The sequence below is a fragment of the Tersicoccus mangrovi genome, assembly GCF_036881825.1.
GTDB classification, from domain to species: Bacteria; Actinomycetota; Actinomycetes; order Actinomycetales; family Micrococcaceae; genus Tersicoccus; species Tersicoccus mangrovi.
Genome location: NZ_JBAJMW010000002.1, coordinates 244,604 through 271,397 on the forward strand (window position 1 = coordinate 244,604; position 26,794 = coordinate 271,397).

The window sequence follows — 26,794 nt, forward strand, 5'->3', positions numbered from 1 at the left end:
CGGCTCACGCGTTGACGTCCGGCTGGTCGGGACGGGAGGCGTCCTCGACGACCGTGCCGGACCCGATGATGGTTCCCGTCCGCTCGAACTCGGCGATCTGGCCGATGCGGCGTACGTGCCGCTCGTCGCCGCTGAACGGCTCGGCGAGGAAGGTGTCGATCAGGCGGGTGGCCTCCTCGACGCTGTGCTGCCGGCCGCCGACGGCGACGACGTTGGCGTCGTTGTGCTGCCGCGCGAGCTTCGCGGTGTCCTCGTTCCAGGCGAGGGCGGCACGCACGCCGCGCACCTTGTTCGCGGAGATCTGCTCGCCGTTGCCGGAGCCGCCGAGGACGATGCCGAGCGCCTCGATCCCGGCCTCCTGGTCGGCGACGACACCCTGCGCAGCGTGGATGCAGAAGCCGGGGTAGTCGTCCAGCGGGTCGTAGTCGCGGGGACCGTGGTCGACGACGTCGTGCCCGGCCTCGGTCAGGTGCGTGACGAGGTGGGCGCTCAGCTCCATGCCGGCGTGGTCGGTCGCGATGTGGACGCGCATCCTGGTGCTCCGTTTTCTGGTCGCTGCGGGGGGCTCGGCCGGGACGTCGTCGAGTCATCGGCGTCTCGGGAGGGGTCACCGCCAGCCTATAGCCGGCGCCGCCGTCGTGAGTCCGTCGGTTCCGCCCGCTGACGGTGGTCAATGACAGGGGCGCGGGGGCGGACGTGACGGACTCGGCGCCGCCCATACCGTGAGTTAGCTGGCACCGCCCGAAAGACGTGCTCAAAGAGCACCGCATTCGGGCGGAAGCCGCTAACTCACCCGCAGTACGCACCGCGCTCGGGCGGCAACCGCTAAGTCACTAGCGACAGGCACCGCGTTGGCGGCGTCGTTGTGAGTCCGTCGGTTCCGCCCGCTGACGGTGGTCAATGACCGGGGCGCGGGGGCGGACGTGACGGACTCGGCGAATCTCGAGAGCGCACGTGACGGTTTCCGTGACGTGCATACCGTGAGTTAGCTAGCACCGCCCGAAAGACGTACTCAAAGAGCACCGCGTTCGGGCGGCAACCGCTAAGTCAGCCGCAGAGAGCACCGCATTCGGGCGCAAACCGCTAACTCACCCGTCGTAGGCACCGCGTTCGGGCGGCAACCGCTAAGTCAGCCGTGGAAGGCACGGAACCCGGGCGGGCACCGCTACCTCACGGACGATGGCCGGCGGAGAGGCCGCCCGCCGCCGCCCCTACCGGCCCGTCGCGTAGCCCTGCGCGCCGCGGGGATTGGCCGCCGCGTACAGCACCCCGGTGTCCGGCTCCCGCCCCGCGACGCACATCCGGCCGAGCGACCAGTCCCCCGCCCGCGTGATCCGGTGCCCACGCCGCTCGAGCCCGGCGATGACGTCGTCGCCCAGCCGGTCCTCGACGACGGCGCCGTACGGCTCGACGGTGCGCGGCCAGAACGAGCCGACCATCGCCGTCGTGTGCAGCATCGGCGCGTCGATGGCCTGCTGCGGCGAGTACCCGCCCACGAGCGTGCGGAGCAGGTACAGCAGCTGCCACTGGTCCTGCTGGTCGCCGCCCGGGGACCCGAGCACCGCCTCGGGCCGCCCGTCGGCGTCGAGCAGCATGGTCGGCGTCAGCGTCGTCCGGGGGCGGGCGCCGGGGCGCAGCGCGGCCGGGGAGCCCTCGTCGAGCCACGTCATCTGCAGCCGGGTGCCGAGGCAGAAGCCGAGCTCCGGGATGGTCGGGTTCGACTGCAGCCAGCCGCCCGAGGGCGTCGCGGCGATCATGTTGCCGTCCCGGTCGACGACGTCGAGGTGGCAGGTGTCCCCTCGGGTCCGGCCGAAGCGCGCGACGGTCGGCTCGCCCGCGGACGCCTCGTCCGGCTCCGGATGCGAGTCCGCGAATTCGTCGGGCGTCAGGCGCGGGGGCCGGTGCGGCGTCCGGCCGGGAATCTCGCCCGGCTCGTCCCCGGCCGAGGCCCGCTCGGTGATGAGCGCCCGGCGCTGCGCCGCGTACTCCGGGGAGAGCAGGTGCGCCAGCAGCTCGGCGTCGCCCGCAGCGGCCTCCCCGTACCAGGCGTCGCGGTCCGCGAGAGCGAGCTTGAGCGCTTCGAGGATCGTGTGAGCACCGAGTTCGGTGGACGGGTCGAGCCGCTCGTCGTCGAACCCGTCGAGGATCGCGAGGGTCTGCAGCAGCACCGGCCCCTGGCCCCACGGCCCGGTCTTGACGACGGTGCGGCCGCGGAAGACGGCCGAACACGGCTCCTCCAGCGACGCCCGGAAGGCGCCCATGTCCGCCGCGGTGATGACGCCGGCGTGCTCGCCGCCGCCGGAGTGGCGGTGCGGCACGGCCGAGAACTCCTCGACGGCGGCCGCGACGAAGCCGGAGGCGAAGGCCGCTCGGGCCGCCTCGATGCGGGCCTCCCGCGTGGTGGCCTCCGCGCCGGCCTCGACCAGCCGGTCCAGTGTCCGCGCCCAGGCTTCGTTACGGATCACCTCGCCGTCGGCGGGCGGCCGCCCGTCGGGCATCCACTGCGCGGCCGACGTCGGCCAGTGCTCGGTGAAGAGGTCCGCCACGGCGGCCACGGTCATGCCGATCCGCGCGACAGCGGGGTGGCCGTGCCGGGCGTAGTGGACGGCGAAGGCGAGCACGTCGGCGAGCTCCCAGGTGCCGCGCTCGGCGAGCAGCAGGAGCCAGGCGTCGACCGCGCCGGGCGCGACGGCGGCGAGCGCCCCCGCACCGGGGACCAGGTCCAGCCCGGCGGCGCGGTAGTGCTCGATGGTCGCGCCGGCCGGGGCCGGGCCCTGGCCCATGAGCACGCGGGGTCCGGCGTCCGTGGTGACGAGCGCGACGAGGTCGCCGCCGGGCCCGTTGAGGTGCGGTTCGACCACGTGCAGCACGAACGCACCGGCCACCGCCGCGTCGAAAGCGTTCCCGCCGCGCTCGAGCACCGCCTGCGCCGCCGCGGACGCCAGCCAGTGTGTCGAGGACACCATGCCGAAGCTGCCCTTCAGCGTGGGCCGGGTGGTGTGGGCCGGGGGCGTCGTGAACGCGCTGACGTGGGATGCGGTGGTCTGCGGGGCCGTGGAAGGGTGCGCCATCACCCCAGCGTAGGGCCACCGTCCGCGCGACCGGCGAGAGCCGGGCACGGTATCCGGTACTCCGACAGCAGACTTGGCAAGCCGCGCCGCGGGGGTAAGACTAGCGGGGACCACGAACGCGACCGGCGCCCACCACTGCGCCCGACACCAGCTCCCTTGGAGGCGACCCACTTGCCAGGACTGAACCTGACTCGCGATGAAGCACGTGCCCGCGCCGACCTGCTCTCCGTGGACTCGTACCACGTGAGTCTGGACCTGACACGTGGCGAGACGGTGTTCGGGACGACCACGGTGGTGCGGTTCTCCGCGACCGCCGGCGCCTCGACGTTCATCGACGCGGTGACGGACACGGTCCACCAGGTGACGCTCAACGGCGTCGACCTGGACGCGGCGCGTGTCTCCGACGGCGTGCGCATCCAGCTGGAGAACCTGGCCGAGCAGAACGAACTGACCGTCGTCGCCGACGGCCTCTACATGAACACCGGCGAGGGCCTGCACCGGTTCGTCGACCCGGTGGACGACGAGGTCTACCTGTACAGCCAGTTCGAGGTCCCGGACTCCCGGCGCATGTTCGCCGTCTTCGAGCAGCCCGACCTGAAGGCACGCTTCCGGTTCACCGTCACGGCGCCGGCGCACTGGGCCGTCGTCTCCAACTCCCCCACCCCGGAGCCGGTCCCCGCGGATTCCGCGGGCAGCACCGTCAGCGCCGCCACCTGGGACTTCGAGCCGACCCCGGTGCTCTCCTCGTACGTCACGGCGCTCGTGGCCGGCCCGTACCAGAGCATCACCTCGGAGCTGACCAGCGCCGACGGCCGCACGATCCCGCTCGGCGTCTTCGCCCGCAAGTCGCTCATGCAGTTCGTGGACGCCGAGGACATCTTCGCGATCACCCGCGCCGGTTTCGCGTTCTACGAGAAGCAGTTCGGCACGCCGTACCCGTTCGCGAAGTACGACCAGCTGTTCGTGCCCGAGTTCAACGCCGGCGCCATGGAGAACGCCGGCGCGGTGACGTTCACCGAGACGTATGTCTTCCGCTCCAAGGTCGCCGAGGCGACCGTCGAGCGGCGCGCCATCACCGTGCTGCACGAGCTCGCCCACATGTGGTTCGGCGACCTGGTGACGATGCGCTGGTGGAACGACCTGTGGCTGAACGAGTCGTTCGCCGAGTACATGTCGACCCTCGCCGCGGCGGAGGCCACCGAGTACACGACGGCGTGGACGACGTTCTCGTCGCTCGAGAAGAGCTGGGCCTACCGGCAGGACCAGCTGCCGACGACGCACCCGATCGTCGCCCCGATCAATGACCTCGAGGACGTGCAGGTCAACTTCGACGGCATCACGTACGCCAAGGGCGCCTCGGTGCTCAAGCAGCTCGTGGCGTGGGTCGGCCAGGAGGAGTTCATGGCCGGGGTGCGCGAGTACTTCGGCAAGCACGCCTGGTCCAACACCGAGCTGACGGACCTGCTCTCCGAGCTGGAGAAGGCCAGCGGCCGGGACCTGAGCGACTGGGGCCGGGCCTGGCTGGAGACCGCCGGCGTCAACACCCTCGCCCCGGAGATCGAGTCCGACGGCGGTGAGGTGATCACCTCCTTCGCCGTCGTGCAGACCGCCCCGGAGGACCACGCGACGCTGCGGCCGCACCGCACCGCGATCGGCTTCTACGACGTCGACGACGCCGGCCGGCTGGTCCGCAACCACCGGGTGGAGCTCGACGTCGCCGGCGAGCGCACCGAGGTGCCCGAGCTGGTCGGCATGGAGCGGCCCGACCTGATCCTCGTCAACGACGACGACCTCGCCTACGCGAAGGTGCGCCTGGACGAGAACTCGCTGGCCACCGCCAAGCGCCACCTGCGGAACTTCGCGCAGTCCCTGCCCCGCACCCTGGTGTGGAACTCGGCGTGGGACGCGACCCGCGACGGGGAGAGCCCCGCCCGCGACTACGTCGACCTCGTCCTGGCGAACATCGACGCCGAGACGGACTCGACCGTCGTCCTGGTGCTGCTGCGCCAGCTGATGGCGACCCTGTACCAGTTCGTCGCCGAGGACCACCGCCGCGAGGCCCTCGAGCGGTCCGCCGACGCGATGCTGCGCCTGGCCCGGGACGCGCGTGCCGGTTCGGACCACCAGCTGCAGTTCGTCAAGTCCTTCGCGGCGCTGGCGCGCACCGACGCTCAGCTCGACGCGGTGACCGCCCTGCTGGACGGCCAGGAGACGCTGACCGGGCTGACCATCGACACCGACCTGCGGTGGGAGCTGCTCGTGGCCCTCGTCGCGGGCGGCCGTCGCGGGACCGCCGACATCGACGCCGAGTACGAGCGGGACGCCACCGCGACCGGTGCACGGATGGCCGCCATGGCGCGCGCCGCCGTTCCCACCGCGGAGGCCAAGGCCGAGGCGTGGGACGCCGTCGTCGAGCGTGCCGAGTTCCCCAACGCGGTGCAGCAGGCCGTGATCGCCGGGTTCAAGCGGGCGCACGACGAGTCTCTGCTGACCCCGTTCACCGAGAAGTACTTCGCCGCGATCGAGCACGTGTGGGCCACCCGCACGCACGAGATCTCCGAGCAGATCGTCCAGGGGCTCTACCCGAACCGGCCGATCAGCGCGGACGCCGTGGCCGCGACGGACGCGTTCCTCGACCAGCTCGGCGACCGCAGCCCGGCGCTGCGCCGGCTGGTGCGCGAGGGGCGCGACGACGTCGTGCGGGCACTGGCCGCACGGGAGCGGGACACCGCGGTCCTCACCGCCTCGTGAGCGAGCACCGGTTCGCGGTCTCCGTCGCCTGGACCGGGGACCGCGGCGAGGGCACCGCCACCTACCGCGGCTACGGACGCGACCACGAGGTGTCCTCCCCCGGCGTGCCCACGCTGCTCGGCTCGGCCCACCGCACCTTCCACGGCGACGCGGACCGGTGGAACCCCGAGCTGCTCCTCGTGGCCGCCCTGAGCGAGTGCCACATGCTCTCCTACCTGCACGTGTGCGTGCGCCACGACGTGGTCGTCACCGGGTACGACGACGACGCGTCGGGGTCGATGCGGCTGAACGCGGACGGCTCGGGCGAGTTCACCGAGGTCACCCTCCGCCCGCGGGTCCGGCTCGCCGACCCGGCGCAGGCGGAGCTCGCCACCACCCTCCACGGGGAGGCCTCCCGGCTGTGCTTCATCGCGCGCAGCGTCGCCTTCCCCGTCCACCACGAGCCGGCCGTCGTCTGAGGCCGTCCCGGATCCGCACGTTCCGAAGGAGCTCCGCCGTGTCGACTCGTCCCCAGCTGCCCGCCCGTCCGGTGGCCGATCCGCGTGCCGTCCTGACCGGTGATCACTGGCGGATCACCGTGCTCACCGAGGGCCTCGTGCGGCTCGAGTGGTCCGAGGACGGCGGGTTCGAGGACCGCGCATCGACGTTCGCCCTGAACCGTCAGCTGCCCGTCCCGCAGTTCGAGGCGCGAGAGAACGGGATGCTGGAGATCGTCACGAGCCAGTTCCGGCTCGCCTACGACCGCGGGCCGTTCTCCCCGCAGGGTCTCTCCGTGCAGGCCACCGGCGGCTGGACCAACCACCGCAGCACCTGGCGGTACGGCGACGACGAGCTGGCCCCGGTCAACCTCGGCGGCACCGCACGCACCCTCGACGAGGCGGACGGCGCCATCCCGCTCGAGGACGGTGTGCTCGCCGCCAGCGGGGTCGCCGTGCTCGACGACTCCCGCTCCTTCCTCTTCACCGAGGGCGGCGGCTTCGGCTCCCGCGAGGCCGGCCGCACCGACCTGTACGTCTTCGCCTACAACCGGGACTACGACGCCGCGCTCGCCGCGTTCCACGCCGTCTCCGGTGCCACCCCGCTGCTGCCGCGCTGGACGCTCGGCAACTGGTGGAGCCGCTACCACGACTACCACCAGGACGAGTACCTGGCCCTGATGGACCGGTTCGCCGCCGAGGACCTGCCGTTCTCCGTCGCGGTCATCGACATGGACTGGCACCGGGTGGGCTCCGTGCCGCCGGGCCAGGGCACCGGCTGGACCGGGTACAGCTGGGAACGGCGCCTCTTCCCGGACCCGGAGGCGTTCCTGGCCGGGCTGCACGAGCGCGGCCTGCACACCACCCTGAACCTCCACCCGGCCGACGGGGTGCGCTCCTTCGAGGACGCCTACGCCGCGATGGCGCAGCGGATGGGCGTGGACCCGGAGTCGGGCGTGCCGGTGCCCTTCGACATCACCGACCCGGAGTTCGCCGAGGCGTACTTCGACGTGCTGCACCACCCGCTCGAGGACGCCGGCGTCGACTTCTGGTGGGTCGACTGGCAGCAGGGCCACTTCAGCCGGATCCGCGACGTCGACCCGCTGTGGATGCTCAACCACCTGCACTACCTGGACGCGGCGCGCGACGGCGGTCCGCTGGCCGGCCGGGCGCTGACGTTCTCCCGATACGCCGGACCCGGCTCCCACCGCTACCCGATCGGGTTCTCAGGCGACAGCATCATCACGTGGGACTCTCTGCGGTTCCAGCCGTACTTCACGGCGACCGCGGCCAACATCGGCTACGGCTGGTGGAGCCACGACATCGGCGGCCACATCGCCGGCGTGCGCGACGACGAACTGATGACCCGGTGGGTGCAACTGGGCGTCTTCTCCCCCATCCTGCGGCTGCACTCGACGAACAACCCGTTCCTGCTCAAGGAACCGTGGAACTACCCGGCCGAGACGCGGACGGCGATCAGCGACGCGCTGCGGCTGCGGCACCGGCTCGTGCCCTACCTGCACACGATGAATCACCGCGCCGCCGCCGGCACCGCGCTCGTGCGGCCGATGTACCACCTGCACCCGGGCCGCGACGAGGCGTACACGGTGCCGCACCAGTTCGCCTTCGGGTCCGAGCTGCTCGTCGCCCCCATCACGTCGCCCCGCGATCCGCTGACCCGTTGCGGCGCGGTGACCGCGTGGCTGCCGCCGGGCCGCTGGACCGACGTCGTCAGCGGGCAGATCTACGACGGCGACCGGTCCTTGGCGCTCCACCGCGACCTCGACGCGATCCCCGTCCTGCTGCGCGACGGCGGCATCCTGCCCCTGGCCGGCAGCAGCACCGCGGACACCGGCCAGCTCGACGCCGCCGCGCTGCCGACGGCGCTCGAGGTGCTGATCGCCCCCGGGGACGCCGGCTCGTTCGACCTGGTGGAGGACGACGGCACCGGCGCCGGGCCGGACACGGCGCCCGTCGTCACGGGTCTGCGGTGGGAGTCGAGCGGACGGTTCACCGTCCGTCCGGCCGAGGGCCGCCCTTCCCCGGACGGGAGCCGCACGGTCGACGCCGCCGACGTCGTGCCCGCCGAACGCACCTGGACGATCACGTGGCTCACGGATCGGCGCCCGAGCGCGGTGACCGTCGAGGGCGACCGCGTCGACGTCCGCGACGGAGCCCACCGGTTCAGCGTCACGGTCACCGCCCCGACCGACCGGCCGCTCGTCCTCCAGCTGACGTTCGACGAGCCGGAACCGGCGCCCACACCGGACCTGGACGCCCTGCTCACCCGGCTCGCCGGCGCCCAGTGGGAGAACGACGCCAAGCCGCCGGTGTGGACGCTGATCACCTCGGAGCGGCCGACGGCGGCGAAGCTGGCCGGGCTGCAGGCACTCGACGTCCCCGCCGCCCTGCTCGGCGCCCTGACGGAGCTGTTGACCGCGCGGGACTGACGGCTCAGCTCTCGGACCGCACCGAAGGCGGGCTGGATCACGGGATCGTGGTTCGTCTCACGGCGCGTTTCCAAGCCTCCGGACAGGGTCGGCACCTACGCTGGATCGGTCCCCAACCGCTGCGGAAGGATTCTGCGTGTCCGTGCTCTCCTCGACGTCCGATGCGAGCCAGCCCCTCCAATCGGTCGCCCAGGCGGCCAATCAGATCGACGTCGTGCGCCTGCTCTGGATCATCGGCGTCGCCGCCGTCGCCTGGGTCGTCGTGCGTCTGTTCATCAACGTCGTCGTCGGTCGTATCCGCAAGGGAAACACGATCTTCAAGCGGGGCGGTTTCCGCTGGGCGGCGCCCTCGGTGAACCCGGACGACCACGTGCGCCGGGCCCAGCGGGCGGAGACCATCGGCTCGCTCCTGAAGTCGGTCGCGGCCGTGATCATCTGCGCGCTGACCATCACGACGGGGCTGCAGGCGCTCGGCTGGAACATCGCGCCGCTGCTCGCGAGCGTCAGTATCGCCGGTGTCGCCATCGGTTTCGGCGCCCAGCAGCTGATCCGCGACTTCATCGCCGGCATCTTCCTGACGGTCGAGGACCAGTTCGGCATCGGTGACGTCATCCAGGTGGGCACCATCGAGGGCCGCGTCGAGGCGGTCAGCCTGCGCATCACCCGGCTCGTCGACGACGACGGCACCATCTGGTACCTGCGCAACGGCGAGATGCTGATGATCGGCAACAAGAGCCAGGGCAAGAGCGCGTCCTACCGGCGTCGCCGCAAGTCCCCGATCAAGCGGGTCGCCGAGCCCGGGACCGCGCAGCAGCGCACGGTGTACCGGCCGATCACCGACCAGCACACGGTGACGACGCCGCGCACGGCGAATCAGCGCGTCATCGTCGGACGCCAGTCGGTCGACCGGCGCAGCGCAGACACGAAGGGTCACCCCACGGTGGGCGGCGACGGCAGCAGCGCCACGGCGTCCGGACGCCCCGGGACCGGGATCGGCGAAGGGACCCGTTCATGAGCGACGACAAGCAGCACCGCACCACGGACGCCCCCGGCTCCCCGCACCCGGAGCGTCGCTCCGGCGCGGCCTCGGGCCCGGCGCGTCCCGCGCTCGGCGTCGGCGTCGGGCCCGGACAGGCGTCCCAGCTCCGGCCAGCCGGCGCGGGCGTCTTCACGCCGCCGCCGTCGACGTTCTACGAGGATGTGGGCGGCGAGCCGACGTTCCGGGCGCTGACGGACGCGTTCTACGACGGGGTGGCGGCGGATCCGCAGCTGCGCGCCCTGTACCCGGAGGAGGATCTGGGACCGGCGAAGGACCGGCTCCGTGGCTTCCTCGAGCAGTACTGGGGTGGCCCGACGACGTACTCGCAGCAGCGCGGCCATCCCCGGCTGCGGATGCGGCACGCCCCGTTCACCGTGACGCCCGCGATGCGGGAAAGGTGGCTGATGCACATGCGTGCCGCCGTGGACACGCTGCACCTGGCGCCCTTGCACGAGCAGATGCTCTGCGACTACCTCGAGCGCGCGGCGCACGCGATGGTCAACGCTCCCGAGGATCCGCAGGACCCGGCGAGCGGGGTGACCCGGCCCTCCTGACCCCCTGGCCGACGCTGTCTCAGACCTTGACCAGGACGTGCCCGCGGGCGTTGCTCAGGCGCACCCACCGCTGGACGCCGAACGCCGCCATGTCGTCCGCCGGGCTCGACGTCGCTCCCGGTGCGACCGACGGGCCGAGGAAGCCGAGCAGTTCGGCAGCGTAGGCGGCCGCCAGCGGGATCCGGTCCCGGGCGCAGGCGTCGGAGCCGTTCGGGAGCTCGTCGTCGAGCAGCCCCTCGGCCGGGACGGCCAGCACCGCGCGTCGCACCGTGTGCAGGACGGCGCTGCCGGCGTCCTTGGGCAGGGCGTCGCGGACCAGCTCGATGCCGTGCCGGGCCGCATCGCGCAGCCGGTCGGCCGGGGCGACGCCGAGGGGCTCCCAGCCGCGGCGCGGAGCGGCGATGCCGGCCCAGGGCTCGGTGAGCGTGGTCGGCGGGATGGGCAGCCGCCGGGAAGCAGGGTCGCCGGCCTGGGTGGCCTCGTCCCGCGTGGCCCCGGTCCGGAAGCTTCCGGCCTGAGTACCCCCGACCCGGTCGGGTCCCGCCTCGCCCGTCCGGGCCAACCGGTCCGCCACCGCCGCGAGCGGCACGGTCACGTCGAGACCGTCGGCCGACTCGTCGACGAGCGCCATCGTCCGCAGCCCGAGCACCGTGGGACCGGACTCGCCGAACCCCGGCGGACGCAGCACGCACACCGTCGCGGCGACGACCGCGCCGGTGACGGCAAGCCGGATGCCGCCGTCGTCCACCTGCCGGGCGCGCGCCACGAAGGTGCGCAGGTCCTCGGCGGACCGGGCGTCGGCGAAGATCAGGTCCCGGGTCACCGCGTCACTTCCGACGCCGGAACGGCACGGGCTCACCGTGCCAGTGTTCAAGAGCGGCCCGCTGCTCGGCAGTGAGCCGGACGGGTGCGCCGCTCGACCGGTCCACGAGCACCATCGTGGTGGCGCCCAGCGCGTACACCGTCGACTCGTCGCGCTCGGCCACGAGATAACCGAAGTCGTAGCTCGATCCCCCGACGCTCGTGACCCAGATCTTCACGAACACGGGCCGGTTCCGGTAGGTCAGCGGCTGCCGGTACTCGATCTCCTGCCGGCCGACCAGGGTGAAGCGCTCCGGTCCCACCAGGTCGTCGAACGTCTGCCCGGCCCGGTCCGCGGGCAGCACCACCTCGTCGAGCGGAGCGTGGGCCAACTGCACGCGGGCGTTCTCGAAGTACTGCAGGTAGACGACGTTGTTGACGTGGCCGTAGGCGTCCATGTCGCCGAAGCGCAGCTGCACGGGCATGTAGAGGGAATCGGGCATGTATCCATCCTTTCAGAGGGCAGCCGGCGCAGCGGACGAGCCGACCTGCCCCCGACGCGCGGATCGGCCGACGTCGTGCGACCGCCTATCATGTATCCGGGACGCCGAGTTCCGCACACTGCACGCTCCACCACCGCCAGCACCGCCACCGATGAGGAGGGCCGATGTCCGCACTGGACTCGCCGGAGACCCGCACCCGGAACCTGCTGCACGTGCTCGACGTCGACGACCTCGACGGAGCCCGCACGCACGAGGACGTCTTCGTCGGGGTGTCGGAGCGGCAGCCGCGCGGCCGGGTGTTCGGCGGACAGGTCCTCGCACAGTCCATCATCGCGGCGGTGCGCACGGTCGAGGGGGTCCGGCCCATCCATTCCCTGCACGGGTACTTCCTGCGGCCCGGCGACTCGGAGAAGCCCATCACGTACGGCGTCGAGCGGCTGCGCGACGGGCGCTCGTTCTCCGCCCGCCGGGCCCACGCCTACCAGAACGGCGCACCGATCCTGTCGATGATCGCGTCGTTCCAGAGCGAGGACGAGGGCCTGGACCACCAGGAGGAGATGCCCGACGTGCCGGCGCCGGAGACGCTGCCGACGACGGCGGACCTGCTCGCCGGTCTCGACCACCCCATGGCCCGCAAGTGGTCCGACGACCGGCCCTTCGACATCCGGCACCTCGACGGCGGCGTGTACCTACGCCCGGACCCGGAGCGGCCCGCGTCGCAGGCGGTGTGGATGCGCACGCACGGTCCGATGCCCGACGACGAGAACCTCAACCGCGCGGCGCTGGCCTACGCCACCGACTTCACGATCCTCGAGTCGATCCTGCGCCGGCACGGGCTGGCCTGGTCGACGCCCGGCGTGAGCTTCGCCTCGCTGGATCACGCGATGTGGTGGCACCGGCCCGTACGGGTCGACGAGTGGCTGCTGTACGTGCAGAGCTCGCCGTCCGCGTCCGGCGCCCGTGGGCTCGGCATCGGCCGGATCTTCACCCGCGACGGCGCGCTCGTGGCCACCGTCGCGCAGGAGGGCATGGTCCGGGTCCCCCCGGGCACGGGCGACTGACCGTCGGACTGCGCCGGGCACTCACAGGGAGATCGAGAAGCCTCCGTCGGACTTGAGCAGCTGGCCGTTGACCCAGCCGCCGTCGGCCGAGAGCAGGAACGCGATCAGCCGGGCGGCGTCGTCGGGCGTGCCTAGCGTGCCCGTGGGCTGGAGGGCGGTGAGGTCGGCGCGCACGGTGTCGTCCATCCAGCCGGTGTCGACCGGGCCGGGGTTGACGACGTTGGCCCGGATGCCGGCACTACCGAGCTCCTTCGCCGCAGCGATGACGATCCGGTCCAGCGCGCCCTTGCTCGCCCCGTAGGGCAGGTTGAAGGCGACGTGGTCGCTGGTCAGCGCGACGATGCGGCCTCGGCCGGCCAGCTCGGCCGGGAACTGCGCGGCGAAGGCACGGATCAGCTGCCACGGCGCGCGGGCGTTGACGGCCATGTGGCGGTCGAAGCTCTGAACGGTGGTGTCCGCGATGGCCGAGTCGACCGATTCGGCGTGGCTGAGGACGAGCGCGGCGACGGCGCCGTGTGCCTCGCGTGCCTGCTCGACGACGCGATCCGGGACGGCGGGATCGGCGAGATCCGCCTCAAGCAGGGTGACCCGCGCTCCCCGCTCCCGCAGGTCGGCGACGAGCCCGTCGAGATCGCCGGGCGTCGTCCCCCAGGGCATGCGTTGCTCGTAGGCGGTCCACACCGGGAGCACGAGGTCCCAGCCGTCCGTGGCGAGCCGTCGGCATATGGCCGCACCGATGTTCGTGGACCGGCCGACGCCGGTGACGACGGCGGTCAGCCTCTCGACGTTCTCCTGTGACTTCACCCGCCCGAGACTAGCGGCCGCCGGCGCTACGGGGGTCGCCCGGCGTGTCAGGTGTCGGCCGGGGCGTCCGTCTCCGCGTCGGGCTCGTCCGTCGCGTCGAGGCGGGCCAGATCCGCCAGCGCGGCACGGGCGCGGTCGATCCGGTCCGCCTCCGGGTCGTCCCACCAGCGGGAGCCTCGTTCGCCGAGGCCGTGCTTGGCGAGGTCGACCCGACGACGGGCGGCCGCCACGGCGGCGTCGTCGCCCGCCGCCTTTGCCGTCCGGACGCCCGAGCGCCCGCGTCCGAGGTGGGATGTCAGGGCCGCGACCACCTCGTCGGGCAGGCAGGGGTCCGTGCGACGCCACCGCCGGCCGTTGACCACCAGCCAGCGCTCGTCCTCATTCGCCACGTCGGCCATGCCGCTCCTTCGTTCCGCACCGTGCTCCGGCGACAGTCTGTCAGCCCGCACCCTCTGCGCCACTCCTCCGTCGTTCGGCAGGGGCTAGCGTGAGGACATGGACCGGGAGGGCCGGCGGCGCGGGAGTCTGACCTGGGTGTGGCTGGCCAGCGTGGCGGGACTGGTGCACGCCGGCGTCAGCGCCTACTGGGCTCTCGGTGGGCGGGCGCTGTTGAGCACCGTCGGATCCTGGGCCGTCCAGTTGGCCGCGGACGCGCCCGTGGCGGCGGGTCTCGGGCTCGGCGTGGTGGCCGTGGTGAAGGCCGCTGCCGCGGTGGTCCCGGCCGCCGTCGCGCACGGCCGGATCGGCGGACAGCGTGGATGGCGGGCGATCAGTTGGGCGGGCGCGGCCGCACTGATCGTCTACGGCGGTGCCAACACCGCGGTGAGCAATGCGGTGCTCACGGGGCTGATCGATCCCGCCGGCGGTTACGACCGCGACGCCATGATCGGACATGCGTGGCTGTGGGACCCACTGTTCCTGCTCTGGGGACTCGCGCTGGCGGCCCACCTGTGGACGAGCCGGCGAGGGAGCGCCGGAGACCTCACCCGTGTCGGGCGGACACCATGACCCACGGACGTGATGAGGCCCCGGACAGGTGATCCTGTCCGGGGCCTCGTCGTGTCCGCAGTCGCCGCTCGCGCGGCCGACGTCAGTCGCGGGTGAGCTTGCGGTGCGTCACCCGGTGCGGGCGCGCGGCGTCCGCACCGAGGCGCGCGATCTTGTTCTCCTCGTACGCTTCGAAGTTGCCCTCGAACCAGTACCAGTTCGCCGGGTCCTCGTCCGTGCCCTCGTAGGCCAGGATGTGGGTCGCGACGCGGTCGAGGAACCACCGGTCGTGGGAGACGACGACGGCGCAGCCGGGGAACTCGAGCAGGGCGTTCTCGAGGCTGCCGAGGGTCTCGACGTCCAGGTCATTGGTCGGCTCGTCGAGCAGCAACAGGTTGCCGCCCTGCTTCAGGGTCAGCGCCAGGTTCAGCCGGTTGCGCTCACCACCGGAGAGCACGCCCGCCTTCTTCTGCTGGTCCGGGCCCTTGAAACCGAACGCCGAGACGTAGGCACGGGACGGCATCTCGACGTTGCCGACGTTGATGTAGTCCAGCCCGTCGGAGACGACCTCCCACAGCGACTTGTTGGGGTCGATGCCGCCACGGCTCTGGTCGACGTAGGAGATGCGGACGGTGTCGCCGATCTTCAGCTCGCCGCCGTCCAGCTCCTCCTGGCCCACGATCGTCTTGAACAGGGTGGTCTTGCCGACGCCGTTCGGGCCGATGATGCCGACGATGCCGTTGCGGGGCAGCGAGAACGAGAGCCCGTCGATGAGCAGCCGGTCCCCGAAGCCCTTGCGGAGGTGGTCGGCCTCGATGACCTGGCTACCCAGACGCGGGCCCGGCGGGATCTGGATCTCCTCGAAGTCCAGCTTCCGGGTGCGCTCGGCCTCGGCGGCCATCTCCTCGTAGCGGGCCAGACGAGCCTTCGACTTGGTCTGGCGGCCCTTCGCGTTCGAGCGGACCCAGTCCAGCTCGTCGCTCAGGCGCTTCGCCATCTTGGCGTCCTTCTTGCCCTGCACCTCGAGGCGAGCGCGCTTCTTCTCCAGGTAGGTGGAGTAGTTGCCCTCGTAGGGGTAGAGCCGACCGCGGTCGACCTCACAGATCCACTGGGCGACGTGGTCGAGGAAGTACCGGTCGTGGGTGACGGCGAGGACGGCACCCGGGTAGGCGGCCAGGTGGGACTCCAGCCACTGCACGCTCTCCGCGTCCAGGTGGTTGGTGGGCTCGTCGAGCAGCAGGAGGTCCGGCTTGCTCAGCAGCAGCTTGCACAGCGCCACACGGCGGCGCTCACCACCGGAGAGGACGGTGACGTCGGCGTCCGGCGGCGGGCACCGCAGGGCGTCCATCGCCTGCTCGAGCTGCGAGTCGATGTCCCAGGCGTCGGCGGCGTCGATCGCCTCCTGGAGCTTGCCCATCTCCTCGAGCAGCGCGTCGTAGTCGGCGTCCGGGTTCGCCATCTCCTCGGAGATGGCGTTGAACCGCTGGATCTTCTCGTAGATCTCGCCGACGCCCTCCTGGACGTTGCCGAGGACGGTCTTCTCCTCGTTCAGCGGCGGCTCCTGCTGGAGGATGCCGACCGTGTACCCGGCGCTGAGCCGGGCCTCGCCGTTCGAGGGCGTGTCCAGGCCGGCCATGATCTTCAGGATGGTGGACTTGCCGGCGCCGTTGGGCCCGACGACGCCGATCTTGGCGCCCGGGAAGAACGACATGCTGACATCGTCGAGGATGACCTTGTCGCCCACCGCCTTGCGCGCTTTGGTCATGGTGTAGATGAATTCGGCCATGCTTTCAAGGCTAGTCGGTGGCCGCGCCCATGTCCTACCCGGCTCCGTGCGGCCCCCGTCTCCGTCACCGCCCGTGCCCGAGTGTCCCGGGCGGTGACGGGCACAGCGCGACGCCGGCGGGACACCGGCAGGTGCTCAACACAGGAGCTCAGAAGGGGACGGCCTGCTTGTCCTCCGCCTCCTCGAAGGCGTCCAGTTCGGCCCGACCGGGCGTGTCTTCCCCCGTCGAGCGGCGGTCCGTCCCGCCCTCGTGGGCGAACGCGCCGTCATCCGCGCCGACCTCCGTGCCGCCCCGCGGGCCCGCCGCGTCGTCGACGATCTCCCCCGTCGCCGCGTCCACCCCGGCCGGTGGGCGCTCGTTGCCGGTGGCCCCGCCGCGGAAGTTGGTCGTGCCCAGCCGGAGGTTGTGGCCGATGCTGTCCGCTTCGATCTGCACGTTGGTGCCGGATTTGCCGTCCCGCTCCCAGGGCCGGACCTTGAGCCGGCCCGTCACGACCACCGGCTGCCCCTTCGCCAGGCTGCACCCGGCGTTGCGCGCCAGGTTGCGGAAGCAGACCACGGAGTACCAGTTGGTCGCCCCGTCCACCCACGCGCCGGTCTGCCGGTCCAGCCACCGTTCGGTGCTCGCGAGCCGGAAGCTCGTGATCGCGTCGCCCTTCGCGGTGGTGCTGCCGGTCACGTCGGACCCGATGTTGCCCACCACGGTGATCGTCTCGCTCATCTCTCGTCCCGCCTTCCAGGCGTCCCTCGTGCTCTCCGCGGACGGTCGCCGCGGGCCGGTGGTGCACCGGTGGGACCAGCGTGCGTGCCGGGACAACGGAAAGAGACGGTTCGGACGTCGCCTGTGGACAGAGCCGGTTCGCCGGAGCCCTGTGGAGGAAGAACGGCACCTGCGAGGGGCCACGGCCGAGACGTTGTCGAGGAGGAGCCGTCGTGCGCCCGTTGCTAGGGTTGACCATGGACACGTGCCCTCAGGCACGCCGCCGCGCCGGCCCCAGTAGCTCAGCGGATAGAGCAGGAGCCTTCTAATCTCTTGGTCGGGGGTTCGACTCCCTCCTGGGGCACCAGCCCGTCGCGGGCACCGGCTGTCACGCCGCCCGCATCCGCTCGCTCGACGATCGAGTCAGGCCCGCTGACAGCGTCAGATGGTGAGCGGCCGCGAGGCGTCCCAGAACTTCTTCCGGAACAGCCGGCTCGTGCGCGGGTCCACGAAGATCAGGTACAGCGCGAATCCGACACCGATGACCGCCGCGAGCTGCCGAGCCAGGTTGAGGTCGACGTTCAGGTACGGGAACACGTCGAGCTGATCGGTGATCGCGTAGATCATCAGGAACGCCATGACGAGGAACAGGGCGCGGACCTGCCAGTCGTCGCGCACGCCGGTGACCGCGAACAGGGGCAGCAGCCACACCACGTACCAGGACTGGATCATGGGCGAGAACACGACGACCGCGGCCATCGCGAGCGTCATCCGCCGAATGAGCTTCTCGTGGTTGCCGACGAAGAACAGCCAGATCACGACGAGGAACCCGACGACCTTGCCGAGGGTGTGCACGATCGTCGCCGCGCCCCACCCGTCGAGCCCGAACGCGTTCAGTCCGGTGGCCACCATGAGGCCGATCAGGCCCACCGGCGCGTACCAGATCCACACGTTCCCGGTGGTGCTCAGGGCGCCGATCCATCCGAAGCCGAGGCCGTTGAGCACGCCGGCCCCGCCGATGAGGGCGAGCGAGATGAGCCCGGTGATGGCGCAGTACCCGATCCGGCGTGGCCAGGAGGCGCCGCGGCCGGCCCACATCAACCCGAGGAACGGCAGGAACACGATGGTGATCGGCTTGATGCCGACGGACGCCGTCACGAGCACGATGCCGAGGATCGGGCGGCGGACGGCCGTCAGGTAGATGCCGGCGACGGCGAGCCCGATCATCAGCGCGTCGTTGTGGGCGGCGGCGATGAAGTTGGTGAGGAAGAGCGGGTTGGCCACAGAGAGCCAGAGTGCCCGGGTCGGGTCGATGCCGTGGAGGCGTGCGAGCTTCGGCACCGCCCACAGGCACAGCAGGATGCCGATCAGCGAGGAGAGGCGGAACAGCATGACGGACCACTCGAGGTTGGCCCCGGTGACCGTGACGATGCCCTGCTCGATGCCGAGGAACAACGGGCCGTACGGGGGCGGGCTCTCGGACCACAGCTGGTCCGCGCCGCGCTGGAAGAAGCCCTCGATGCTCGAGACACCGTCGTGGTACGGGTCGAGCCCGTTGACCATGACGAGGCCCTGCGCGATGTAGGAGTAGACGTCCCGGCTGAACAGCGGGATGGTCGCGTACATGGGGATGCCCCACAGGCCGATCGCCCGCAGCACGGACCGCCGCGCGTCGTCGGAGGACCAGTCCCGGACCTGCTGGCCCAGCCGTAGCCAGGCCCGGATGAGGAGCATCCCGCCGACGGCGAGCAGCACGACGGAGACGACGACGCCGGTCGTCGTGAAGCGCATCGGGATGATGACGGGGTTCTGCCGCAGCGGGGACGAGCCGGGCAACCAGCCGACGCCCAGGGAACCGACGATCAGCAGGAGCGAACCGACCAGGCCCTGGATCAGGGAGGACGGGCGACGGATCCTGCGAGGCTCGGTCGCGGCGGCTCCCTCGGACTCCGCCGCCGGCGTGCGGCCGGCCGGAGGAGACTGGGTCATGCACCTACTCCTCGTTGGCTCGACGCACCCGCACCCGTTCTCGCCCGGCGCTGGTCCCACGGGCCGGCGGGCCCGGCCAGTCTACCATCGACGCCCCTGCCGACCGCCGGCTCGCGGCCTCCCCGGCGACGCCGCAACGGCAGGCCACGGGAACGGCCCGGGAGCGACCGAGAAGGCACGCAGGCGGCACGAAGGACGGCGCTCGGACGCCGACGCGTCACAGGTCGGCGGTGTGCGTCGGCGGTGTTTGTCGGTGGTGGCGGCTAGGTTGGGGTCGTGTCTACATCACAGGAACGAATCGTCTGGATCGACTGCGAGATGACGGGGCTCGACCCCGTGGCGGATGCCCTGATCGAGGTCGCGGTGCTCGTCACCGACTCCGAGCTGAACATCCTCGGAGACGGGGTCGACGTCGTCATCAAGCCCCCCGCCGGAGCGGTCGAGGCGATGGGCGACTTCGTGCGGCAGATGCACACCACCTCCGGTCTCATCACCGAGCTGGACGGCGGGGTGAGCCTTCAGGAGGCGCAGCGCCAGGTGATGGAGTACCTGCACGCCTGGGTTCCGGATGCGAAGAAGGCACCGCTCGGCGGCAACTCGGTGGGCACCGACCGGGTCTTCCTCGTCCGGGACATGCCCGAGGTGGTCGAGCACCTGCACTACCGCATCATCGACGTCTCCACCATCAAGGAACTGTCCCGCCGCTGGTTCCCGCGCGCCTACTTCCAGGCGCCCGCCAAGACCGGCGGACACCGGGCGCTCGGTGACATCCGGGACTCGATCGACGAACTGCGCTACTACCGGGGTGCCGTCATGGTGCCGCCGCCGGGGCCGGACTCCGAGACCGCCAAGCGGATCGCGACCCAGGTCATGGCCGGGTCCGCGACGCTGACGGCGCCCACCGAGACGGCCTGACCGGTCGGCGTGAGGCCGCTCACGCGGTCCGCGCCGTGGTCGGGAGCCGTTCTCCCAGCCTGTACACTGGTTCTCGCTGCTTTGGCCCGGGACGTTCGTGATGGGTGTCCCGCGACGGCCGCGAGTGGCTCCTGGTGGGTATAGCTCAGTTGGCAGAGCGTCTGGTTGTGGTCCAGAAGGTCGCGGGTTCGACCCCCGTTACTCACCCCGATGTGAAGGCCGCCCGGTGATCCGGTGCGGCCTTCACGCGTTCGCGCGGGCCTCCTCTCCCCCGCCGGGCGGCACCGCGCGCGTCCACCGCGCAGGCGGGAGGACCGGCACGACGACGAAGGCGAGGCACCCATGAAGCGCACGTTCTTCACCGAGGACCAGGAGCTGTTCCGCGAGGTCGCCGCGGAGTTCGTACGCCGCGAGGTCACGCCGCACTACCGCCAGTGGGACGAGGACCACCTGATGCCGCGATCGGTGTGGACCGCGGCCGGTGAGCAGGGTCTGGTCGGCCTGGCCGTCCCCGAGGAGCACGGCGGCGCCGGCCTGGACGACTACCGCTTCCGGATGGTGCTCGACGAGGAGCTCGCCAAGGGCGGCGCCCTCGGGCTCGCTCTCGCCTTCCACCTGCACGACGACCTCGTCCTGCCGGCCCTGCTGGCACACGGCACCGACGAGCAGAAGGAGCGGTGGCTGCCGGCCATGGCCAGCGGCGAGCTCGTCACCTCCTGCGCGTGGACCGAGCCCGGCGCCGGCTCCGATCTGCGCGCCGTCCGCACCCGGGCGGTGCCCGACGGCGACGGCGGCTGGCGGCTGTCCGGGCAGAAGACCTTCATCGGCAACGGCATCTCGGGCGACGCCGCGCTGGTCCTCGCCCGCACCGACGGCTCAACCGGCCGCGGCGGCGAGGACAGCTTCTCCCTCTTCTTCGTCGAGAAGGGCGAGGGCTACACGACCGGCAAGCAGTTGAACAAGATGGGGCTGCGCGCCTCCGACACGGCCGAGCTGTTCTTCGACGACGTCGCGATCCCCGCCGGCAACCTCATCGGCGAGCTCGGCGCCGGGCTGCGGTACGTGCGGGAGGCGCTGCCCCAGGCGCGTCTCGCGATCGCTGCCGCCGCGTCCGTCATCAGTCGGCAGGCGTACGAACAGGCCGTCACCTACACGGCGGACCGCAGCGTCTTCGGCGGCCGGGTCCTCGACCTGCCGACCACCCGGTTCTCCCTCGCCGATCTGCTCACCGAGGTCGAGGTCACCGAGGGGTACGTCGACCGGGCCGTGCTCGCCTTCAACGACGGCGACCTCTCGCCCGCCGAGGCGGCCCGCGTCAAGCTGTGGGCCAGCGAGCGGGCCACCTCGATCACCGACCGCTGCCTCCAGCTGCACGGCGGCTACGGCTACATCCTCGAGTACCCCATCGCCCAGGCGTTCATCGCCGCCCGGCTGCTGACGATCTTCGGCGGCACCAGCGAGATCATGAAGCAGACCATCGGCCGGGAGATCGCCGGTCCCCGGCCAGACACAGACAAGGACCACGCATGACCATCCGCCCCATCGTCATCTGGGGCGACCCGGTGCTGCACACCCGTGCCGCCGAGGTCGGTGCCTTCGACGAGGACCTGCGCACCCTCATCGCGGACATGTTCGAGACCATGGACGCCGCCAACGGCGTCGGCCTCGCCGCCCCGCAGATCGGCGTCGGCCTGCGGATCTTCACGTGGGGACTGCCGAACGACGACGAGGCTCCCGAGCGGGGCGTCGTCGTCAACCCGTCGCTGACCGTCGGGAAGATCTCCGGCGTCGACCCGGACCCTGACGAGGACGCCGAGGGCTGCCTCTCGTTCCCCGGCGAGTCCTACCCGCTGCAGCGTGCGGAGTGGGCGCGGGTCACCGGCTTCGACGGCGACGGCAATCCCCTGGAGTTCGAGGCGACCGGCTGGTTCGCGCGCTGCATGCAGCACGAGTACGACCACCTCGACGGCAAGCTGTACGTCGACCGGCTGGCGCCGCGCTGGGCGAAGAAGGCGAAGAAGGCCGTCAAGGAGCACGGCTGGAAGAGCGCCGGCACCACGTGGATGCCGGGCGTCGACCCGGACCCCTTCGGCCACTGACGCCGACCCGGACACGCCTGAGCAGCGCTCGGGAGAGGTGTGGACGGGACGGCCTGTACGCCGGGTTCTGTGCCTGCGCCGGTCACCCGAGCGCAGGTGGCGACCATCCATCTAGGAGTGCCGTTGCCGACACCCTCGAGCGGCCTACCCGGACACTCGGGCGAGCAGCCCTCGAACGTGCCCTGTCTGGCCTTGCTCCCGGTGGGGTTTACCCTGCCACCCCGGTCACCCGGGGTGCGGTGGTCTCTTACACCGCCGTTTCACCCTTACCCGCGGCCGACGAGCGGCGCGGGCGGTCTGTTCTCTGTGGCACTGTCCTGCGGGTCTCCCCGAGTGGGCGTTACCCACCACCGTGCCCTGCGGAGCCCGGACGTTCCTCGGCCGGCGCTGACGCGCCGAACGCGGCCGCCCGGCCGTCCCATCCACGGCGGCCCAGTCTACCGTTCCCTCCGCCGTGGGACCGCCGTCTGCCCCACTAGACTCGACCGGTGCTCATCCTGCTCCCACCGTCCGAGTCCAAGCGCGCCGCCCGGTCGGGGACCCCGGTCGACCTCGACGGCCTCGAGCACCCCGCGCTGACGCCGGCACGTGAGCGGGTCCTGGCCGAACTCGCCCGGGTCAGCGCCGAGCCGGACGCCCTCGACGCGCTCGGCGTCGGGCCGAGCCTGGCCGCAGACGTCGCCCGCAACGTCCGCCTGAGCACCGAGCCCGCCGCCCCTGCACACCGCGTGTACGACGGCGTGCTCTACGACGCCCTCGACCACCGCAGCCTGACCGCGGTCCAGCGCCGGCGGGCGGCCGAGAGCGTGCTGGTCGTCTCCGCGCTCTGGGGGCTGGTCGCCCTGCCCGACGCGATCCCGGCCTACCGGCTCTCGATGGGCACCCGGCTCGGAAGCCTCGGCAATCTCGCGTCCTTCTGGAAGCCGCAGTTGACCGCCGAGCTCGCCGCCCGGCCGGACGGCGAGCTGATCGTCGACTGCCGGTCCAGCACCTACGCCGCCGCGGCGTCCACCCCGCCCGAGCGCACCGTCGTCGTCGACGTGTTCCGCGAGCGCGACGGCGTCCGCTCCGTCGTCTCGCACATGGCCAAGCACACACGCGGCGAGGTGGCCCGCCATCTGCTCACCCGGCGCGGCAAGCCCCCGGTCGACGCGCAGGGCCTGCTGCGGGTGACGCGGGAGCGGTGGCCGGCGGCGGAACTGACGCGCGGCACGGCACGGCGTCCGGCGCACCTGGCGATCGTCCTGACCGACTGACGACGGCGGCTCCGGGCAGAGTTCATCGCCCGCTCATCGCCCGCTTGTCGACGGATGTCCGATCCGGGACCGATCCGGCGAGCACGGGTCGGCGAGCCTGCCGTCGTGAGGAGACCGCCTCAGGAGCGGACGAGGATGCGCCCGCACTCCTCGCACCGGACGACGGCGTCCTCGGCGGCCGCCCGGATCGCGGCGAGATCCTTCGGGTTGAGCTCGAGCATGCACCCGCCGCAGCGCGAGCCCTGCAACGGGGCGACGCCGACGCCGTCGTGGGTGCTGCGCAGCTTCTCGTAGAGGCTGACGAGGGCGGCGTCGTCGATGTCGGCGAGCACCTCCGCACGGGCCTTCTTCTCCCGTTCGAACTCGCCCGACAGCTCGCTGAGCCGGCCGTCGCGGACCGTCGTGAGGTCCCCCAGCGCGCCGGTCGCCTCGGCCGCAGACCCGGTCGTCCGGTCGAGGTCCGCCTGGGCGGTCTCGACCCGTTCCATCACCGTCAGTTCCTCGTCCTCCAGCTCCGAGCGGCGCCCGGAGAGGGTGCCGATCTCGTGCTGCAGGGCGGTGAGGTCCTTCGACGAGCCGGTGCCCGCGTCGAGCCGCTGCTGGTTGCGGGCGATGCGGGTGGCCACCTGTTCAACGGCGCCCTCCGCAGCAGCGAGCGCCTCCTCCGCGGCGGTCAGTTCGGTCTGCGCCGTCTCGCGCTCCGCCTGCGCCTGCGTCGTCCGCTCCTGCGCGGCGGCGATCTCGGGGTCGGACCGCAGCACGGCGGCCTGGTGCCGGATCCGGTCGATCGTGGTGTCCCGCGCCTGCAGGTCGAGCAGCCGGCGCTGGTGGTCGGGACGGGCGGTGGGCATGGATCCTCCTGCGGGCCGGGTTTCCCTCACCCTAGTGCAGCGCCCTTCCGTCGCCCCCGCGGAGCCGGGGCCCGCCGACAGCCACGGCGTCATCGGGAACCGCCGGGAGCCCTCACGGCGTGAGGATGAAGTCCCACGGGTCGGTGTTCACCTGGCTGACCCGCACCTCGGCGTCGAGCTCATGGTCCTCCAGCGCCCGTTCCAGGGCGCGGGCTCCGACCGGCAGCCACAGCCATTCGCTCGCGAAGTGGGAGACGTCCACGAGGTATGGCCGGTCGGCGACCGCCGCCTCCCGCGCCTCCGACGCCGGGTGATGGCGCAGATCCGCCGTCACGTACACGTCCGCGCGGGCGGCCCGGACCGCGTCGAAGAGGGAATCCCCCGCACCACCGCAGATCGCGACCGTGCGCACCAGCCCGTCCGGATCCCCCGAGACGCGCACGCCGCCGGCGACGGCGGGCAGCAGCCGGAACACCCGCTCGGCGAAGTCCGCGAGGGTGCTGACGTCGTCCAGCTCCCCGACCCGGCCGATGCCCTCCTCGTCGAGACCGTCCGCCGCCGCCTGCAACGGCCGGGCGTCCCGGACCCCGAGCGCGTCGGCGAGCACGTCGGACACGCCGCCGATGGCGCTGTCGGCGTTGGTGTGCGCGGTCAGCAGACCGCAGGCGGACTCGATCAGCCGGTGCACCAGCCGCCCCTTGTACCCGTCGGCGGCGACCGACGTCACCGGCCGCAGCAGGAGCGGGTGGTGGGTGATGAGCAGGTCGGCGTCCCAGTCCACCGCCTCCTCGACGACCGCGGCGACCGGGTCGACGGCGAACAGGATGCGCCGCACCGGGCGCTCCCGGCGCCCGACCACGAGCCCGACGGCGTCCCACCCCTCGGCCAGCGAGCCCGGCCACAGCTCCTCCACGAGATCGCACACGCGGCCGAGCGTCGGGGTGCGGGCGTCCGGTCGGGGGTCCTCGTGGGGGGCGTCCATGCCTCCAGTTCTACCGCAGACGATCACGCCCGCTCCTGATCACCACCCGGGCCGGTGCCGGGTCGGCCGGGAATGATCGCAGGCCGGCGACCGTTGGACCAGCACGTGAAGACCTATGTGCTGGCTGGAGGATGTTTCTGGTGCCTGGACGCCGTGTACCGGCGGCTCAGGGGCGTGACCGACGTCGAGTCCGGGTACACCGGCGGCGGTTATCCGAACCCCGACTACTACACCGTGTGCAGCGGCACGACCGGGCACGCGGAGGCGGTGAAGGTGACGTTCGACGAGGCGGTGATCCCCGCCGAGGTGATCCTCGACGTCTTCTTCGCCACGCACGACCCGACGACGCTGAACCGGCAGGGCTACGACGTCGGCACCCAGTACCGCTCCGCGATGTTCTACCTGGACGACGAGCAGCAGCGGGAGTTCACCGAGGCGATCGACCGCGCGCAGGAGCAGTGGGACGACCCCATCGTCACCGAGGTCACCCGCGCCTCGACCTGGTACCCCGCCGAGGAGATGCACCAGGACTTCTACTCGCGGCAGCCGGGCAACGGCTACTGCCAGGTGATCATCAACCCGAAGCTGGCGAAGGCCCGCAAGTATTACTCGCAGTGGCTCGCGGCCTGATTCCTTCAGGCCGCGCCCGATAGAGTTGACCGGCCCTGAGCCCTGCCCGCGGGGCGCGGGTCAGCGGCCCGGCTCTTCCGTTCCCCGGTCCGCCCGGGTTCCATTCCAAGCAGAAAGCGAGATCATGGCACGCATCTATGACGACGTGACGCAACTGGTCGGACACACCCCGCTGGTGCGGCTGAACCGGCTGACGGAGGGGCTGCCCGGCAACGTGGCCGTGAAGCTCGAGTTCTACAACCCGGCCAACTCCGTCAAGGACCGCATCGGCGTCGCGATCGTCGACGCCGCCGAGAAGGCCGGCGCGCTGCGCCCCGGCGGCACCATCGTCGAGGGCACCAGCGGCAACACCGGCATCGCTCTGGCGATGGTCGGCGCCGCCCGTGGCTACAAGGTCATCCTGACGATGCCCGAGACGATGTCCACCGAACGGCGCGTGATGCTGCGGGCCTACGGCGCCGAGATCGTGCTGACGCCGGGTGCCGACGGCATGCGCGGCGCGGTCGACAAGGCGCAGGAGATCGTCGAGACCACCGAGAACGCGATCTGGGCCAAGCAGTTCGCCAACGCCGCGAACCCGGCCGTGCACCGTGAGACCACCGCCGAGGAGGTGTGGGCCGATACCGACGGTGCGGTCGACGTCTTCGTCGCCGGCGTCGGCACGGGCGGCACCATCACCGGCGTCGGGCAAGTGCTCAAGGAGCGCAAGCCCGGTGTGAATATCGTCGCCGTCGAGCCGAAGGACTCCGCGATCCTCAACGGCGGCAAGCCCGGCCCGCACAAGATCCAGGGCATCGGCGCCAACTTCGTGCCCGAGGTGCTCGACACCGAGATCTACGACGAGGTGTTCGACGCGAGCATCGAGGACTCCGTGCGCGTCTCTCGTGAGCTCGCCTCCCGCGAGGGCATCCTCGGCGGCATCTCCTCCGGCGCCATCGTGTGGGCCGCCCTGGAGCTCGCCAAGCGACCCGAGAACGAGGGCAAGCTCATCGTCGCGATCGTCTGCGACTACGGCGAGCGCTACATCTCCACCCTGCTGTACGAGGACATCCGCGGCTGACCGGCCGCCGCCTCACCGCATCGATTCGA

Annotated in this window: 24 protein-coding genes, 2 tRNA genes and 1 other RNA gene; 15 read left to right on the forward strand and 12 right to left on the reverse strand. The window is 71.7% G+C overall.

Features of this window, described 5'->3' with window-relative positions; genetic code table 11:
• Positions 1-4 precede the first annotated feature (4 nt).
• A complete protein-coding gene (locus V6N00_RS04950) occupies positions 5-532 on the reverse strand; it encodes a ribose-5-phosphate isomerase (RefSeq protein ID WP_334230975.1) in 528 nt (175 codons plus the stop codon).
• Between the two features lie 679 nt (positions 533-1,211).
• On the reverse strand, positions 1,212-3,071 hold the full coding sequence (locus V6N00_RS04955; protein ID WP_416385032.1) for a gamma-glutamyltransferase family protein: 1,860 nt from the start codon (positions 3,069-3,071) through the stop codon (positions 1,212-1,214).
• A 180-nt stretch (positions 3,072-3,251) separates the two neighbouring features.
• Here V6N00_RS04955 and pepN point away from each other — a divergent pair, with 180 nt between their 5' ends.
• From pepN to V6N00_RS04980, 5 genes are all read left to right on the forward strand, one after another.
• A complete protein-coding gene (pepN, locus tag V6N00_RS04960) occupies positions 3,252-5,822 on the forward strand; it encodes an aminopeptidase N (protein WP_334231193.1) in 2,571 nt (856 codons plus the stop codon).
• Entirely contained in the window at positions 5,819-6,280 is a 462-nt protein-coding gene (locus V6N00_RS04965; protein ID WP_334230976.1) for an OsmC family protein, read from the forward strand. Before pepN ends, V6N00_RS04965 begins: the two co-directional genes overlap by 4 nt.
• A 38-nt stretch (positions 6,281-6,318) precedes the next feature.
• Positions 6,319-8,748, forward strand: coding sequence for a glycoside hydrolase family 31 protein (locus V6N00_RS04970; protein ID WP_334230977.1), 2,430 nt, complete (start codon positions 6,319-6,321; stop codon positions 8,746-8,748).
• A 136-nt stretch (positions 8,749-8,884) separates the two neighbouring features.
• A complete protein-coding gene (locus V6N00_RS04975) occupies positions 8,885-9,763 on the forward strand; it encodes a mechanosensitive ion channel family protein (RefSeq protein ID WP_334230978.1) in 879 nt (292 codons plus the stop codon).
• Entirely contained in the window at positions 9,760-10,341 is a 582-nt protein-coding gene (locus V6N00_RS04980) for a globin (protein WP_334230979.1), read from the forward strand. The genes V6N00_RS04975 and V6N00_RS04980 overlap by 4 nt, the downstream gene beginning before the upstream one ends.
• Positions 10,342-10,360: 19 nt before the next feature.
• Here V6N00_RS04980 and V6N00_RS04985 read toward each other — a convergent pair whose 3' ends face one another.
• Positions 10,361-11,164: a DUF8185 domain-containing protein gene (locus V6N00_RS04985; protein WP_334230980.1), complete on the reverse strand. Its 804-nt coding sequence runs from the start codon at positions 11,162-11,164 to the stop codon at positions 10,361-10,363.
• 4 nt (positions 11,165-11,168) lie between these two features.
• Positions 11,169-11,645: an acyl-CoA thioesterase gene (locus V6N00_RS04990; RefSeq protein WP_334230981.1), complete on the reverse strand. Its 477-nt coding sequence runs from the start codon at positions 11,643-11,645 to the stop codon at positions 11,169-11,171.
• A gap of 164 nt (positions 11,646-11,809) precedes the next feature.
• Between V6N00_RS04990 and V6N00_RS04995 the strand changes: the two genes are divergently transcribed.
• Positions 11,810-12,706 (forward strand): acyl-CoA thioesterase, encoded by an 897-nt coding sequence (locus tag V6N00_RS04995; protein ID WP_334230982.1) that lies wholly within the window; start codon positions 11,810-11,812, stop codon positions 12,704-12,706.
• 21 nt (positions 12,707-12,727) lie between these two features.
• Here V6N00_RS04995 and V6N00_RS05000 read toward each other — a convergent pair whose 3' ends face one another.
• Both V6N00_RS05000 and V6N00_RS05005 read right to left on the reverse strand, forming a co-directional pair.
• Positions 12,728-13,510 (reverse strand): SDR family oxidoreductase, encoded by a 783-nt coding sequence (locus V6N00_RS05000; RefSeq protein WP_334230983.1) that lies wholly within the window; start codon positions 13,508-13,510, stop codon positions 12,728-12,730.
• A gap of 47 nt (positions 13,511-13,557) precedes the next feature.
• The gene (locus V6N00_RS05005; protein WP_334230984.1) at positions 13,558-13,908 is read right to left on the reverse strand and encodes a biopolymer transporter Tol; all 351 of its coding nucleotides are present in this window, start codon (positions 13,906-13,908) and stop codon (positions 13,558-13,560) included.
• Between the two features lie 97 nt (positions 13,909-14,005).
• On the opposite strand from V6N00_RS05005, the gene V6N00_RS05010 reads away from it, so the two are divergent.
• Positions 14,006-14,518, forward strand: coding sequence for a DUF3995 domain-containing protein (locus tag V6N00_RS05010; protein WP_334230985.1), 513 nt, complete (start codon positions 14,006-14,008; stop codon positions 14,516-14,518).
• An 82-nt stretch (positions 14,519-14,600) separates the two neighbouring features.
• On the opposite strand, the gene ettA is transcribed toward V6N00_RS05010, so the two are convergent.
• The gene (gene ettA / locus V6N00_RS05015; protein ID WP_334230986.1) at positions 14,601-16,283 is read right to left on the reverse strand and encodes an energy-dependent translational throttle protein EttA; all 1,683 of its coding nucleotides are present in this window, start codon (positions 16,281-16,283) and stop codon (positions 14,601-14,603) included.
• A 148-nt stretch (positions 16,284-16,431) separates the two neighbouring features.
• Entirely contained in the window at positions 16,432-17,004 is a 573-nt protein-coding gene (locus V6N00_RS05020; protein ID WP_334230987.1) for a single-stranded DNA-binding protein, read from the reverse strand.
• A gap of 270 nt (positions 17,005-17,274) precedes the next feature.
• On the opposite strand from V6N00_RS05020, the gene V6N00_RS05025 reads away from it, so the two are divergent.
• Positions 17,275-17,350, forward strand: a tRNA-Arg gene (locus tag V6N00_RS05025).
• A gap of 74 nt (positions 17,351-17,424) precedes the next feature.
• Here the strand turns inward: V6N00_RS05025 and mptB are convergent.
• Positions 17,425-18,972, reverse strand: a complete 1,548-nt coding sequence (mptB, locus tag V6N00_RS05030) for a polyprenol phosphomannose-dependent alpha 1,6 mannosyltransferase MptB (protein ID WP_334230988.1) — start codon at positions 18,970-18,972, stop codon at positions 17,425-17,427.
• A 276-nt stretch (positions 18,973-19,248) separates the two neighbouring features.
• On the opposite strand from mptB, the gene orn reads away from it, so the two are divergent.
• From orn to def, 4 genes are all read left to right on the forward strand, one after another.
• Positions 19,249-19,887 (forward strand): oligoribonuclease, encoded by a 639-nt coding sequence (orn, locus tag V6N00_RS05035; RefSeq protein WP_334230989.1) that lies wholly within the window; start codon positions 19,249-19,251, stop codon positions 19,885-19,887.
• Positions 19,888-20,021: 134 nt separating this feature from the next.
• Positions 20,022-20,094 (forward strand) — tRNA-His (locus V6N00_RS05040).
• Between the two features lie 135 nt (positions 20,095-20,229).
• Positions 20,230-21,417, forward strand: coding sequence for an acyl-CoA dehydrogenase family protein (locus V6N00_RS05045; RefSeq protein WP_334230990.1), 1,188 nt, complete (start codon positions 20,230-20,232; stop codon positions 21,415-21,417).
• Positions 21,414-21,986: a peptide deformylase gene (def, locus tag V6N00_RS05050; RefSeq protein ID WP_334230991.1), complete on the forward strand. Its 573-nt coding sequence runs from the start codon at positions 21,414-21,416 to the stop codon at positions 21,984-21,986. The genes V6N00_RS05045 and def overlap by 4 nt, the downstream gene beginning before the upstream one ends.
• Positions 21,987-22,026: 40 nt before the next feature.
• Here the strand turns inward: def and rnpB are convergent.
• Positions 22,027-22,407, reverse strand: an RNA gene (gene rnpB / locus V6N00_RS05055) — RNase P RNA component class A.
• 67 nt (positions 22,408-22,474) lie between these two features.
• Between rnpB and V6N00_RS05060 the strand changes: the two genes are divergently transcribed.
• Entirely contained in the window at positions 22,475-23,242 is a 768-nt protein-coding gene (locus V6N00_RS05060; RefSeq protein WP_334230992.1) for a YaaA family protein, read from the forward strand.
• A gap of 119 nt (positions 23,243-23,361) precedes the next feature.
• Here V6N00_RS05060 and V6N00_RS05065 read toward each other — a convergent pair whose 3' ends face one another.
• Positions 23,362-24,093 carry a zinc ribbon domain-containing protein gene (locus tag V6N00_RS05065; RefSeq protein WP_334230993.1) on the reverse strand — a complete coding sequence of 244 codons (732 nt, stop codon included), beginning with the start codon at positions 24,091-24,093 and terminating at the stop codon, positions 23,362-23,364.
• A 112-nt stretch (positions 24,094-24,205) separates the two neighbouring features.
• On the reverse strand, positions 24,206-25,075 hold the full coding sequence (locus V6N00_RS05070; RefSeq protein ID WP_334230994.1) for a Nif3-like dinuclear metal center hexameric protein: 870 nt from the start codon (positions 25,073-25,075) through the stop codon (positions 24,206-24,208).
• 105 nt (positions 25,076-25,180) lie between these two features.
• Here V6N00_RS05070 and msrA point away from each other — a divergent pair, with 105 nt between their 5' ends.
• Positions 25,181-25,705, forward strand: a complete 525-nt coding sequence (gene msrA, locus V6N00_RS05075) for a peptide-methionine (S)-S-oxide reductase MsrA (RefSeq protein WP_334230995.1) — start codon at positions 25,181-25,183, stop codon at positions 25,703-25,705.
• 124 nt (positions 25,706-25,829) lie between these two features.
• A complete protein-coding gene (cysK, locus tag V6N00_RS05080; RefSeq protein WP_334230996.1) occupies positions 25,830-26,765 on the forward strand; it encodes a cysteine synthase A in 936 nt (311 codons plus the stop codon).
• Positions 26,766-26,794: the final 29 nt, after the last annotated feature.

Coding starts and splice junctions, on each gene's coding strand:
- V6N00_RS04980 (WP_334230979.1), top strand. CDS start 9,760: ATGAGCGACGACAAGCAGCACCGCACCACGGACGCCCCCGGCTCCCCG.
- V6N00_RS05020 (WP_334230987.1), bottom strand. CDS start 17,004: ATGAGCGAGACGATCACCGTGGTGGGCAACATCGGGTCCGACGTGACC.
- ettA (WP_334230986.1), bottom strand. CDS start 16,283: ATGGCCGAATTCATCTACACCATGACCAAAGCGCGCAAGGCGGTGGGC.
- cysK (WP_334230996.1), top strand. CDS start 25,830: ATGGCACGCATCTATGACGACGTGACGCAACTGGTCGGACACACCCCG.
- V6N00_RS04955 (WP_416385032.1), bottom strand. CDS start 3,071: ATGGCGCACCCTTCCACGGCCCCGCAGACCACCGCATCCCACGTCAGC.
- def (WP_334230991.1), top strand. CDS start 21,414: ATGACCATCCGCCCCATCGTCATCTGGGGCGACCCGGTGCTGCACACC.
- V6N00_RS05045 (WP_334230990.1), top strand. CDS start 20,230: ATGAAGCGCACGTTCTTCACCGAGGACCAGGAGCTGTTCCGCGAGGTC.
- V6N00_RS05070 (WP_334230994.1), bottom strand. CDS start 25,075: ATGGACGCCCCCCACGAGGACCCCCGACCGGACGCCCGCACCCCGACG.
- V6N00_RS05010 (WP_334230985.1), top strand. CDS start 14,006: ATGGACCGGGAGGGCCGGCGGCGCGGGAGTCTGACCTGGGTGTGGCTG.
- V6N00_RS04995 (WP_334230982.1), top strand. CDS start 11,810: ATGTCCGCACTGGACTCGCCGGAGACCCGCACCCGGAACCTGCTGCAC.
- V6N00_RS04950 (WP_334230975.1), bottom strand. CDS start 532: ATGCGCGTCCACATCGCGACCGACCACGCCGGCATGGAGCTGAGCGCC.
- mptB (WP_334230988.1), bottom strand. CDS start 18,972: ATGACCCAGTCTCCTCCGGCCGGCCGCACGCCGGCGGCGGAGTCCGAG.
- V6N00_RS05065 (WP_334230993.1), bottom strand. CDS start 24,093: ATGCCCACCGCCCGTCCCGACCACCAGCGCCGGCTGCTCGACCTGCAG.
- V6N00_RS04990 (WP_334230981.1), bottom strand. CDS start 11,645: ATGCCCGATTCCCTCTACATGCCCGTGCAGCTGCGCTTCGGCGACATG.
- V6N00_RS05005 (WP_334230984.1), bottom strand. CDS start 13,908: ATGGCCGACGTGGCGAATGAGGACGAGCGCTGGCTGGTGGTCAACGGC.